Here is a 12,776-nt window from a genome sequence, read left to right on the forward strand (position 1 = left end):
ACGCAGATCACGTAGAATTCACCAGTTGGGTGGCAGTCACACGACTGCCACCCAACTGATTTGGCACCACCGAATTGGTACTAGACTCGGAGGACGAGAAGTCCTCATCCCAGACGAACGGAGAAGATCAGTGGCAGACAGCATTGACTGCGCGGGCGAGAGCATTCCTTGGAAACAGGGACTGACCGGCACGGAGCTCTTCTCCACGGACCGCACAGTCGTTGCCGTCTGGCTCAACGGCGAACCCGCCGATCTCAGCCGTGAACTCACCGCCGGAGACTCGATCAGCCCGATCACCATCGACTCTCCCGCCGGACTCGACATCCTCCGCCACTCCGCGGCCCACGTCACCGCGCAGGCCGTGCAGGACCTGTTCCCCGGAGCCAAACTCGGCATCGGCCCCTACATCACCGACGGCTACTACTTCGACTTCGATGTCGCCGAACCCTTCACCCCCGAAGACCTCAAGGCGATCCAGAAGAAGGCCGCCCAGATCGTCAAGTCCGGCCAGACCTTCAACCGCGTCGTCGTCACCGAGTCCGAAGCCAAGGAGCGGATGGCGAACGAGCCGTACAAGCTCGAATTGATCAGTGACAAAGGCGCAGGATCCGACGATTCGGCCTCCGTCGAGGTCGGAGCCGGCGAACTGACCGTCTATGAGAACGTCGACCGCAAGGGCGAAGTCGTGTGGCAGGACCTCTGCCGCGGCCCGCACCTGCCGAACACGAAGCTCATCGGCAACGGCTTCGCCGTCACCCGCTCCTCGGCGGCCTACTGGCGCGGCGACCAGGCGAATGCGAGCCTGCAGCGCGTCTACGGCACCGCGTGGGCCTCGAAAGAGGACCTCAAGGCCCACCAGGACCGTCTCGCCGAGGCGGAACGCCGCGACCACCGCAAGCTCGGTGCCGAACTCGACCTGTTCTCCTTCCCCGAGGAGCTCGGCTCCGGACTGCCCGTGTTCCACCCCAAGGGCGGCGTCATCAAGCGGGAGATGGAGGACTACGTCCGCGCCCGCCACATCGAGGAGGGCTTCGAGTACGTCGGTACCCCGCACATCTCGAAGGAGACCCTGTACTACACCTCGGGCCACCTGCCCTACTACGGCGAGAACATGTTCCCGCCGATGAGCGTCGACGAGGTCCGCGACGAATCCGGTGAGATCGTCAAGGAGGGCACCCCCTATCGCCTCAAGGCGATGAACTGCCCGATGCACAACCTCATCTACCGCTCACGCGGACGGTCCTACCGTGATCTGCCGCTGCGGCTCTTCGAATTCGGCACCGTCTACCGCGACGAGGCCTCCGGAGTCATCCACGGCCTCACCCGCGTCCGCGCCCTGACCCAGGACGACTCGCACTCCTATGTCGCCCAGGAGGACGCCGGGAAGGAGATCCGCCACCTGCTGAACTTCGTGCTCAGCCTGCTGCGCGACTTCGGCCTCGACGACTTCTACCTCGAACTCTCCACCCGAGACGAGGACGGAAAGAAGGCCGATAAGTTCATCGGCTCGGACGAACAGTGGGAAGAGGCGACGAGAGTCCTCGAAGAGGTCGCCGAGGAGACCGGACTCGAACTCGTCCCTGACCCGGGCGGCGCCGCCTTCTACGGACCGAAGATCTCCGTCCAGGCGCGCGACGCCATCGGCCGGACCTGGCAGATGTCGACCGTCCAGCTCGACTTCAACCAGCCCGAGCGCTTCGGCCTCGAATACGTCGCTGCCGACGGCTCCCGCCAGCAGCCGGTGATGATCCACTCCGCGAAGTTCGGATCCATCGAACGCTTCCTCGGCGTGCTCACCGAGCACTACGCCGGAGCGTTCCCCGTGTGGCTGGCTCCCGTGCAGGTCACCTGCATCCCGGTGGCCGAGGAGTTCAACGACTACCTCGCCGAGGTCGCCGCCGAGCTGCGCGCCGCCGGCGTCCGCGTCGAGATCGACGACAGCGACGACCGGTTCCCGAAGAAGATCCGCAACGCCTCGAAGTCGAAGGTCCCCTTCGTCCTCATCGCCGGGGGAGAGGACCGTGACGCCGGTGCGGTGTCCTTCCGCTTCCGCAGCGGAGAGCAGGACAACGGCGTGCCCGTCGCCGAGGCGGTGCGACGGATCCTCGAATCCATCGACACCAAGGCCCAGGTATGACCGAGGGCGTCGACAGCGGAACCGGACCGCCGGCCCCGGGGGAGGACCACCTCGGCGAGGGGATTGCCGAACCGGAGGCGGCGGCCGGCTTCCCGGGCGAACCCGACGGCTTCCAACGCCTGTGGACCCCGCACCGGATGGTCTACATCGGCGGACAGGACAAGCCGAAGGACTCCAGCGCAGACGAATGCCCGTTCTGCACGGCGCCCTCGAAATCCGATGCGGAGGGACTCATCGTCGCCCGGGGCGAGACCGTGTACGCGGTGCTCAACCTCTACCCGTACAACCCCGGTCACCTGCTCATCTGCCCCTATCGCCACGTCGCTGACTACACGGAGCTGAGCGAAGCCGAAACGGTCGAGCTCGCCCACTTCACGCAGAAGGCGATGCGGGTCATCCGTGCGGTCTCGAACCCTCACGGCTTCAATCTGGGCATGAACCAGGGACCGGTCGCCGGTGCCGGAATCGCCGCCCACCTACATCAGCACATCGTGCCGCGGTGGGGCGGGGATGCCAACTTCCTGCCGATCGTGGCGGAGACCAAGGCGCTGCCGCAGGTGCACAGTGAGGTGCAGGCGGCGCTGTCGAAGGAATGGAATCGATGAACCCCGAAGATCTCGACACATTGGCCGAATACTCGTCCCCGCTGCAGCGCGGGGATGAGGCGGTCATCACGATCACCCGTCCCGACCTCGAGTCGAACAGCTACCTCTCCCAGCTGTTCGCACTCACCGAGGACCGGTCGACGCGGCTGACTCACAACTGGCATGACTCGGCGGCACAGGTGCACCCGAACTGGTCGGGGTACCTCAGCGCCGCGAAGAAGGAAGCCCCGCAGCTCTTCGCCGGCCCCAGCCTCGAGGCCGCACACCGGATCACCGACAACCACCTCGGCGTGTCCGAATTCGCCATCGATGACGAAGGCGCACGGGCGCTCTACGTCGCCCGCGTCGCCGAACCCGGCCGCTACGGCGAGGACGAGAACATTCCAGCCACCGAGGAGGCACCGCGACGCATCCGCTCTGCGGCCTATCTGAGCAACGGCCTCGGCTACACCAAAGACCGTCCGGCGCGGGCGTTCCTCGTCGATCTCGTGGAACCGGGGCTCGGCAAGGCCGGAGTCTCCGGCAGCGCCGAGGTTCCGCTCTCGACTCTGCTCTCGACCCCCGAATCGGACGTGCACGACCCCCAGTTCTCGACCGGCGGCCACTGGGCGAGCGTGATCTCCGCGGCGGCACCCGACCAGGGCGAACCCGATCTGCGGTCGACGGTGTGGCTGCTCGGCGTCGACGAGGCGCGAGCGCTGGACCTGCCGCGACTGAGCGTGAACCTGCACCGGTGGATCGATGACGACTCCGTGCTGCTCGTGGCCAACGATCTGAGCCGGGACGCACTCGACTTCGTCGGACAGATGCCCGGGCTCTACCTCCATCAGGTGAGCACGGGGACGACCCGACGCCTGACGGACCCGGAGACCGTGGCCATCGCCTCGATCCGTCCGCGGGTGGTGGCAGATGCCGACGGTGCCCAGTTCGTGCTGGCCGTCGTCGACACCGACGGAGCCTCCCGGCTGGCCAGGATCGACCTCTGCGCCGCCGAGGCGGGCCTGGACGAACTCGATTTCCTCACCGATGAGATCACCGTGGTCAACGGCTTCGACGCCTCGGCCGAGACCGTGATCTTCACCGCAGCCACCCCGGGCAGCCAAGCCGTGCTCGGAAGTGTGCCGCTGAGCGGACCGGCCGCCCCAGGCGGTGCGAGCAGCATCCTGGAACACCCCGCACCGGCGAACTCCGTGCTTCCCCAGGTGCTGCGCGTCGAAGGCGAAGACGGAACCATCACCGGATGGCTGGCCAAGCCGTCCGGGCAGGGGCCGTTCCCGGTCATCCTCAACATCCACGGCGGACCCTTCGCCCAATACACCCACGGCTGGTTCGATGAGACCCAGGTGCTCACCTCGGCCGGCTACGCCGTCGTCTACGCGAACCCGCGCGGCTCCGGCGGGCGGACGCGCAGCTGGGGGACCGCGGTGCAGGGGAACATGGCGGATCCGGCGATGGCCGATGTCCTCGCCGTGCTCGACCATGCGCTGAGTGAGGATGCCGATCTCGACGGCAGCCGCCTCGGCGTGCAGGGCGGATCGTACGGCGGCTACCTCACGGCGATGATCACCGCACACGATCATCGGTTCCGCGCCGCCATCGTCGAACGCGGGTACCTCGATCCCGACAGCTTCGTTGGCACCTCCGACATCGGACGCTTCTTCACCGAGGAGTACACAACACGTGAGAGGACGGCCATCGCCCGGCAGTCGCCCTTGGCCCATGCCGGGCAGGTCCGCACACCCAGCCTGGTCATGCACTCCGAACTCGACTTCCGCTGTCCGCTCGAACAGGCCCAGCAGTACTACGCCGCCCTGCAGCGGTCCGGAGTCGACACCGAACTGCTGATCTTCCCGGGGGAGAACCATGAGCTCTCCCGGGCCGGACAGCCCCGACATCGCCGCCAGCGGTTCGAGGCGATCCTCGACTGGTGGGACCAGCATCTGAACTCGGATTCCGACTCCGCAGCGACTGTCGGCTGAGATCATGAGCTGCACCACCGCCTCTTCGGCGATCACCCGACCCCGCATTTCGGCTTCCGACTTGGTGGGAACGAGACTTCCCGCTATCGTTCTCTCGTCTCCGAAATCGCTGTTGCCGAAACCCCACGGCATCACTATTCTGCAGAACACTACGTCGCCTCGCCGCCAACTCCTGGAGAACCATGAAACCTCGTAAAGCCTCACGGGTCGTATTACTCAATGAGCGCGACGAGGTCCTTCTGATTCGAGCCCAGGATCTGCTCACCCCCACCCACCAATGGTGGATGACCTGCGGCGGAGGTTCCGAGATGGGCGAGTCGGCCGCGCAGACCGCGGCCCGCGAGCTCGCGGAGGAGACGGGACTCGAATGCGAACCCGGCGAACTCATCGGCCCCTTGGCGACCCGTGACGAGGTCTTCGAGTTCACGGAGAAGAAGCTGCGCCAGCACGAGACCTACTTCGCGTTCCGGACCTCCGAGGACATCGAACTCGAGGACGCAGTGTGGACCGACATCGAGAAGCGCAGTCTGCTCGAGTTCCGCTGGTGGACCAGGGACGAGCTGCTGTCGACGACGGAGACGATCTATCCGAAGGATCTGCTCAGCCTCATCGAGCTGGCGACCACGGGCGCGGTGCCCGAGGTCCCGCTTGTCATCGATTGAGGGCCGCGGACCTTGAGCGTATAGACTTGAAAGGCTGCAACTAGAGGAAGGAACACCAGTGTCAGGTCATTCCAAATGGGCAACGACTAAACACAAGAAAGCTGCCATCGATGCCAAGCGCGGCAAGCTGTTTGCCAAGCTGATCAAGAACATCGAGGTTGCCGCACGCAACGGTGGACCTGATCCCGAGGGCAATCCGACGCTGTTCGATGCGATCCAGAAAGCCAAGAAGAACTCGGTCCCGGCCGACAACATCACCCGCGCGGTCAAGCGCGGCGGCGGCCTCGACGGTTCCGCGGTCAACTACGAGACGATCATGTACGAAGGCTATGCCGCCGGCGGTGTGGCGCTGCTCATCGAGTGCCTCACCGACAACCGCAACCGTGCCGCCTCAGAGGTCCGCGTGGCGGTCACCCGCAACGGCGGTTCGATGGCCGATCCCGGTTCCGTGACCTACAACTTCAACCGCAAGGGCGTCATCGAGGTTCCCGCCGAGGGCACCGATGAGGATGCAATCCTCCTGGCGACGCTCGACGCGGGAGCCGAAGAGGTCAAGGACGAGGGCGAGAAGTTCGAGATCATCTGCGAGGCCACCGACCTCGTCGACGTCCGCACCGCTCTCGTCGAAGCCGGCATCGACTACGACTCGGCGGAGGCCTCCTTCGTCCCCGAGCTCGAGGTCGGACTCGACGCGGAGACCGCACGCAAGGTCTTCAACCTCATCGATGCGCTCGAAGACAGCGACGAAGTGCAGAACGTGTACTCGAATGCCGATGTCAGCGATGAGGTTCTCGCCGAACTCGACGCCTGATGCGGATCCTCGGCGTCGACCCCGGCCTGACCCGCTGCGGGCTGGGTGTCATCGACACCCTGCCCGCGCGGAAGGCCCGGATGGTGGCCGTCGACGTGCTGCGCACTCCGTCCGCGGATTCAGTGGACCTGCGCCTCGGGGCCATCGCCGAGGCGTTCGACTCCTGGCTCGATGAGTACCGTCCCGACATGGTGGCCATCGAACGCGTCTTCGCCCGCAACGACGTGTCCACCATCATGGGCACCGCTCAGGCCTCGGGCCTAACGATGGGCCTGGCCGCCCGACGCGGACTGCCGGTGGCGATGCACACGCCCTCCGAGGTCAAAGCCGCGATCACCGGCTCCGGGCGGGCGGGCAAGAAGCAGGTGACGAACATGGTCACCAGGATCCTCGGGCTCGAAGCGCCGCCGAAGCCCGCGGACGCCGCCGATGCGTTGGCGATCGCGATCTGCCATTCCTGGCGAGGCGCCCTGAGCGCCCAATCGACGCCGGGAGCGAACAAGGACCTGACCGAGCGCAAGTCCGGAGGACGCCAGGGGTCCGGTCTGACCAAAGCTCAGCAGCAGTGGGCAGAGGCCATGCGCAAGACGAAGTAGCGGGCGCAGACTCGTGTCGCGGACAGGTGCCGTGGGGGCCTCCTGCTAACCTGGATTCGTACAAGTGTTCCCACTCGAAAGGCTGGTCGTGATCAGTTTCCTCAGCGGTACGGTCCACCGCATCGCAGCTGACCACCTCGTCGTTCTCACCTATGGTGTGGGACGCAAGGTCCACGTCACCCCGGACACTCTGGCGTCGACCCGCCACGGCGCGGACATCGACCTCGTCACGACGCTGGTCGTGCGTGAGGATTCCATGATCCTCTTCGGCTTCGGCACCGAGGACGAGAACCACACCTTCGAGGTGCTCCTCTCGATCTCGGGGATCGGACCGCGCCTGGCCATGGCCATCGTCTCCGTGATGGGACCCGAAGAGCTCGCCTCGGCGATCTCGAACAAGGACGCCACCGCATTGACCCGAGTCCCGGGCATCGGCAAGAAGGGCGCCTCCCGGATCATCCTCGAACTCGAGAACAAACTGCCCAAGCTCGCCGGCTCGACACCCGGACCGCAGCTGTCCTTCGGCGGCAGCAATCAGCAGGTCATCGATGCCCTCGTCGGCCTCGGGTGGAAAGAGGCCCAGGCCGCCGATGTCGTCGCCGAGGTGGTCAAGGACCTCGGGGCCGATGCCGGGACCTCGGTGCTGCTCAAGGCCTCACTCAAAGTGCTCGGTGCCAGGAAATGACCGATCCGTCCTTCGACGCAGACCGGGCGACAGACGAGACCGATCCCGGATCCTATGAGATGGACTTCGGCGACCAGGGTCTTACCGGCGCCGAACAGGATCGTCTGGTCTCCGGCCGTGCCGAGACCGCCGAACGCGATGCAGAAGCCGCCCTGCGCCCGAAGGGACTCAAGGACTTCATCGGCCAGCCGCAGGTCAGGGAGCAGCTCTCCCTGGTCCTCGACGCGGCGAAGGCCCGCAGCAAGGCTCCCGACCACGTCCTCCTCTCCGGCCCTCCCGGACTGGGCAAGACGACCCTGGCCATGATCATTGCGCATGAGATGCAGTCGAGCCTTCGCGTCACCTCGGGGCCGGCGGTCCAGCACGCCGGTGACCTCGCCGCGATCCTCTCCTCCCTCGAGGAGGGCGAGGTGCTCTTCATCGACGAGATCCACCGCATGGCCCGGGCCGCCGAAGAGATGCTCTACGTGGCCATGGAGGACTTCCGCGTCGACGTGATCGTCGGCAAGGGCCCGGGAGCCACGGCGATCCCCCTCGACCTTCCGTCCTTCACGATGGTCGGGGCGACCACCCGCTCGGGGCTGCTGCCCGCACCGCTGCGCGACCGCTTCGGCTTCACCGGTCTCCTCGACTTCTACTCGAGTGCCGATCTGCTCACCGTGCTGCGACGCTCGGCGCAGATGCTCGGCATCGAAGCGGAGCTGGCGGGCCTGCAAGAGATCTCCACCCGTTCACGCGGCACCCCGCGCATCGCCAACCGTCTGCTGCGCCGGGTCCGGGACTGGGCGCAGGTGCGCGGCAGCGGCATCATCGATCACGACGCCGCGGTCAACGCGCTCGAAGTCTACGAAGTGGACGCCCTCGGTCTCGATCGCCTCGATCGCTCGGTTCTCGAAGTGCTGTGCAAGCGCTTCGGCGGGGGACCGGTGGGCCTGGGGACGCTCGCCGTGTCGGTCGGCGAAGAGGCCGATACGGTCGAAACCGTCTCCGAACCCTACCTCGTGCGGGAGGGCCTGATCAGCCGCACACCACGCGGCCGCGTCGCCACCTCGGCGGCCTGGAAGCACCTGGGAATGCAGATCCCAGCAAACTATGAGTTCTGATCCCGGCGGTTGAGTTCGCCATGGGTACTGAGGACGAACTAAGCTAGTGGACTGGTTCGTACTTATGAAAGGTAGATACTTGTGGATTTGCTGATCCCTCTCGCGCTTGCTGCGTTGCTCATCTTTTTCCTGTTCAACTCTCGGCGTAAGCAGAAGGCGCGTGCGGAACAGATCAAAACCGGTCTCGTACCGGGTGCCACAGTGATGACGACCTTCGGTGTCTTCGGCACCGTGCTCTCCATCGACGAAGAGAGCAACCAGGTCACCATCGAATCCGGACCGGGCACCATCCTGCGCGTCCACCGCCAGGCGATCGGTCAGATCGACAACCCGCAGACCGATGTCGCGCCGGTCGACGCTCCCGCCGCCGATGCTGCGGAGCCCACCGATGCCGAGGCCGAGTCTCCGGCCATCACCGATGCCGAACTCGACGCCATGAACGAGCGGAAGCGGGCCGAAGGCACCGCCGACGACGAGAGCCTGAGCGAGACCGACGACCTGAAGGCCGAAGCCGCCGACACGAGCGATCCTGCCGTCAAGGCCGACACAGAGCTCGACGCCGACACAGAGCTCAAGGCAGGCACGGACTCAGAGACTTCTTCGACGAATCCCGCGGACAGTGATTCGGATGTGCTCGACGCCGACGATGTCGATGCCGAGGGCTCGGATTCCACCGACACCGACAAGAAGAACTGAGTCAGACAGAACTGACTTCGCTCACTTCTGGCCGCACTCTGCACTCGATCGAAAGCTGAAACGTGTCCGATATTGAAGAAAAGCCGCGCCCTGGTCTGCGCTTCATGTGGCTCATCATCGTCACACTTGCCCTTGCCGGCATCATCGCCGGCGGGGTCATTTGGTCGAATGCCACAACCTCACCGAAGCTTGCGCTCGACCTCGAGGGCGGTACCTCGATCATCCTCGAGCCGCAGGTCTCGGAGGACACGGACATCAGCAAGGAACAGCTCGACCAGGCTGTCTCCATCATTCGGCAGCGCGTCGACTCGACGGGTGTCTCCGAGGCCGAGATCACGACCCAGGGTGACCGCAACATCATCGTGAACCTCCCGGGCAACCCCGACGAGGAGACCCGCAACCTGGTCCGCTCGTCCGCGCAGCTCGTGTTCCGCAGGGTCGCCCTCGTCGGTGATCCGCGCTCCCAGGAGGCAATCCAGAAGGAGCAGGAACAGAGCGGGGACAACTCCGAACAGTCCTCGGACGACGGCCTCAGCGATGAGGAGAAGAAGCGCCTCGAGGATCTCACCGGCGCCGACGGGGCAGGCCAGTCCGACGGCTCCGGTCAGGCCGAAGGCACCGACCCCGCAGGGGGCGGGCAGGTCTCCCGGTCCGCCGGTGAGACGAGTGATACGACCTCCGGAGACGAACCCGCCAAGGCCGGCGGCCAAGTTCCCGGACCCGCCGGGAAGGAATCCGGGGAGTCGAGCACCGACAGCGGAGACTCCGGTGATTCGGGCGAGGGCGCCGGTGAGGGGACGGGCGAGGACACCAAGGTCACCGACTCGACCCCGCGGCCCCTGTTCGACCCGGAAGCGGACGCGGACAAGTGGCAGTCCGATGACATCATCAAGAAGTACACCGAACTCGACTGCACCGATCCGAAGAACCGCACCGGAGGCGAGCAGCTGCCCGCCGACGAACCGGTCGTCGCCTGTGCCTCGGACGGACAGGCCAAGTACGTTCTCGGTCCGGTCGAACTCTCCGGCGATCACCTCGCCGACGCCAGCTTCGGCTACCAGACGGGTGCCAACGGCACCCAGACCAACCAGCCGGCCGTCAACCTCGAGTTCGACTCCACCGGTCGAGAGATCTTCAAGCAGATCACCTCGGACATCACCGGAAAGCAGCAGCCCTACAATCAGTTCGCCATCGTGCTCGACGGCAACGTGCTCTCCGCCCCGACCTCCAACGCCGTCATCACCGACGGCAAGGCCGAGATCTCGGGCAACTTCACTCTCGACTCGGCACAGACTCTGGCCGACCAGCTCAAGAACGGCTCCCTGCCGCTGAGCTTCCAGGTCCAGAGCGAGGACCAGATCTCACCGACGCTGGGGTCGAACTACCTCACCATCGGTCTGCTCACCGGTCTGGCAGGACTCATCCTCGTCGTCGTCTACTCACTCCTGCAGTATCGGGTGCTCGGCCTCGTCACGGTCTCGAGCATCGTGGTCGTCGGCGTGCTGACGTATCTGCTCCTGCTCCTGGCCTCGTGGAGGTACGGTTACCGACTGTCACTGGCGGGCTTGGCCGGTATCATCATCGGCATCGGCATGGCCGCGGACTCGTTCATCGTCTACTTCGAGCGCGTGAGAGACGAGCTGCGCAGCGGCAGAAATCTCCTCTCGGCCGTCGAAGTGGGTTGGGACCGCGCGAAGCGGACCATCTACGCGTCCAAGGGCGTGAACATGCTCGCCGCGATCATCCTCTACATCCTCGCGGTCGGTTCGGTGCGCGGCTTCGCCTTCACCTTCGGCCTCGCCGTGATCGTCGACGTCATCGTCGTCTTCCTCTTCACCCACCCGATGCTCGAGGTGCTTGCGAGAACGAAGTTCTTCGGTCAGGGGCACCCGCTGTCGGGAATGGATCCGAGGCTGCTCGGGGTCAAACCGGCCGCCTACAGAGGCGCGCTGGGCCTGAGCATCGACGACAGCGAGAAGTCTCCGGAGGCCAAACGCCGCGAGAAGGCTCGCAACCGCAAGGCCGGCATCGCCTCGACCGAGCGTGAGGCCGAGGACCGGGCTCCGGCCGCCGTCGGCTCCGCGTCCGCGGACTCCGGTGCTGCGGCGAAGGCCGGTTCCTCGGACGCGAAGTCGGCGAAGGACGCGAAGTCGGCGAAGGACGCGAAGTCGACGAAGGACGCGAAGTCGACGAAGGACGCGAAGTCGACGGCAGACGCCGAATCGACGGACGCGAAATCAGCCACGGACGCGAAGTCGACGGCAGATAAGTCGGTCGTCGACAAGTCTGACGACCGTGATGCAGAGCCGACCACCGAGTCTGCGGCGAAGCCGCGCAAGGCGAAGAAGAAGACCCGCTCGACGGGCTCCGAATCCGCTCCGGCCGGCGGCACGATCGCCGAACGGAAGGCGGCGGCACGCAGAGCCGCCCAGGAGAAGGACGCTGACGAGGGCAAGGAGGCAGACAAGTGAAACGGTTCTTTGCCTGGGGCAACCGGCTCCACAACGGTGAGACCTCCATTCCCTTCGTCGGGAAGGGCAAGCTGTGGCTGGCGATCGCCGGAGTTCTCGTCATCCTCTCGCTCCTCGTCCCGCTGATCGCCGGATTCAACTTCGGCATCGCCTTCAAAGGTGGCTCGCAGTTCCAGATCGACCACGTCAGCGACACCTCGCCCGGCAAGGGTGAGGGCATCGTCTCCGGCGCCGTCTCCGGTTCGGAACCGCGTCTGACACCGACCAGCGACACCGCAGTGCAGATCGAGACGAATCAGCTCTCGGACGACGAGATGCAGCAGGTCCGTGATGCCCTGATCGAGGGTTACGACGTCTCGAACGAGGATGTGACCTCGACCTTCGTCGGACCCGAATGGGGTCAGGACGTGACGGAGAAGATGATCCGCGCGCTCGTCATCTTCGTCGCCATCGCGATGATCGTCATGGCCCTGTACTTCCGCACCTGGAAGATGTCCTTGGCTGCGATCATCGGCCTCATCGTCGTCATGATCGTCACGATGGGCATCTACTCGGCCACCGGCATCGAGGTGACCCCGGAAGCGGTCATCGGATTCCTCACCGTGCTGAGCTTCTCTCTCTATGACACGGTGGTGGTCTTCGATAAGATCCGAGAGAACACGGCCCGTTTCAAGGAGAAGCGGGATCTCAAGTTCTCCGAGCTCGTCAACCTCGGCGTCAACCAGACCACGGTGCGGTCGATCAACACCACGGTGGTCTCCGTCCTGCCCGTCGCCTCGATCCTTTTCATCGGCGTCCTGGCGCTCAACGCCGGCACTCTCGTCGACATCTCACTGTCGCTGTTCATCGGTATGATTGTCGCAGCATCCTCGACCCTGTTCGTGGCCAGCCCGCTCTACGCCCTGCTCCGGGCACATGAACCGGCCGTGCGTGAACAGGAAGAGGCTGTTCGTCAACTACGCTTGGACAGAGGGGCCGAGGACGTCCCGCCGGTGATCCACGCCGAGGTCTGAGTCGAGAGAGGAGATGTC

At 65.3% G+C, this 12,776-nt stretch carries 11 protein-coding genes; all 11 read left to right on the forward strand.

Translation table 11 applies throughout. The features are described from left to right. The first annotated feature begins 130 nt into the window (after positions 1 to 130). Positions 131 to 2,137, forward strand: a complete 2,007-nt coding sequence (gene thrS, locus ACH82I_RS00985; protein WP_413334894.1) for a threonine--tRNA ligase — start codon at positions 131 to 133, stop codon at positions 2,135 to 2,137. Beyond that, complete coding sequence (locus ACH82I_RS00990) at positions 2,134 to 2,742, forward strand: HIT family protein (protein ID WP_413334896.1); 609 nt, start codon at positions 2,134 to 2,136, stop codon at positions 2,740 to 2,742. The genes thrS and ACH82I_RS00990 overlap by 4 nt, the downstream gene beginning before the upstream one ends. After that, positions 2,739 to 4,721 carry an alpha/beta hydrolase family protein gene (locus tag ACH82I_RS00995; RefSeq protein ID WP_413334898.1) on the forward strand — a complete coding sequence of 661 codons (1,983 nt, stop codon included), beginning with the start codon at positions 2,739 to 2,741 and terminating at the stop codon, positions 4,719 to 4,721. Before ACH82I_RS00990 ends, ACH82I_RS00995 begins: the two co-directional genes overlap by 4 nt. 182 nt (positions 4,722 to 4,903) lie before the next feature. Beyond that, the gene (locus tag ACH82I_RS01000; RefSeq protein ID WP_413334900.1) at positions 4,904 to 5,383 is read left to right on the forward strand and encodes an NUDIX hydrolase; all 480 of its coding nucleotides are present in this window, start codon (positions 4,904 to 4,906) and stop codon (positions 5,381 to 5,383) included. A 58-nt stretch (positions 5,384 to 5,441) separates the two neighbouring features. Beyond that, on the forward strand, positions 5,442 to 6,194 hold the full coding sequence (locus ACH82I_RS01005) for a YebC/PmpR family DNA-binding transcriptional regulator (protein WP_230744173.1): 753 nt from the start codon (positions 5,442 to 5,444) through the stop codon (positions 6,192 to 6,194). After that, entirely contained in the window at positions 6,194 to 6,790 is a 597-nt protein-coding gene (gene ruvC / locus ACH82I_RS01010; RefSeq protein WP_230744172.1) for a crossover junction endodeoxyribonuclease RuvC, read from the forward strand. The genes ACH82I_RS01005 and ruvC overlap by 1 nt, the downstream gene beginning before the upstream one ends. Positions 6,791 to 6,878: 88 nt before the next feature. Then, positions 6,879 to 7,475 carry a Holliday junction branch migration protein RuvA gene (gene ruvA / locus ACH82I_RS01015; RefSeq protein ID WP_413334902.1) on the forward strand — a complete coding sequence of 199 codons (597 nt, stop codon included), beginning with the start codon at positions 6,879 to 6,881 and terminating at the stop codon, positions 7,473 to 7,475. A 59-nt stretch (positions 7,476 to 7,534) separates the two neighbouring features. After that, the gene (gene ruvB / locus ACH82I_RS01020) at positions 7,535 to 8,578 is read left to right on the forward strand and encodes a Holliday junction branch migration DNA helicase RuvB (RefSeq protein WP_413336789.1); all 1,044 of its coding nucleotides are present in this window, start codon (positions 7,535 to 7,537) and stop codon (positions 8,576 to 8,578) included. A gap of 81 nt (positions 8,579 to 8,659) precedes the next feature. Continuing rightward, positions 8,660 to 9,274 (forward strand): preprotein translocase subunit YajC, encoded by a 615-nt coding sequence (locus tag ACH82I_RS01025; RefSeq protein ID WP_413334904.1) that lies wholly within the window; start codon positions 8,660 to 8,662, stop codon positions 9,272 to 9,274. 62 nt (positions 9,275 to 9,336) lie between these two features. Continuing rightward, complete coding sequence (secD, locus tag ACH82I_RS01030) at positions 9,337 to 11,745, forward strand: protein translocase subunit SecD (protein WP_413334906.1); 2,409 nt, start codon at positions 9,337 to 9,339, stop codon at positions 11,743 to 11,745. Further along, positions 11,742 to 12,758, forward strand: a complete 1,017-nt coding sequence (gene secF / locus ACH82I_RS01035) for a protein translocase subunit SecF (RefSeq protein ID WP_413334908.1) — start codon at positions 11,742 to 11,744, stop codon at positions 12,756 to 12,758. The genes secD and secF overlap by 4 nt, the downstream gene beginning before the upstream one ends. Positions 12,759 to 12,776 lie beyond the last annotated feature (18 nt).

It is taken from the genome of Brevibacterium sp. GP-SGM9, from assembly GCF_047300845.1.
Taxonomy (GTDB): domain Bacteria; phylum Actinomycetota; class Actinomycetes; order Actinomycetales; family Brevibacteriaceae; genus Brevibacterium.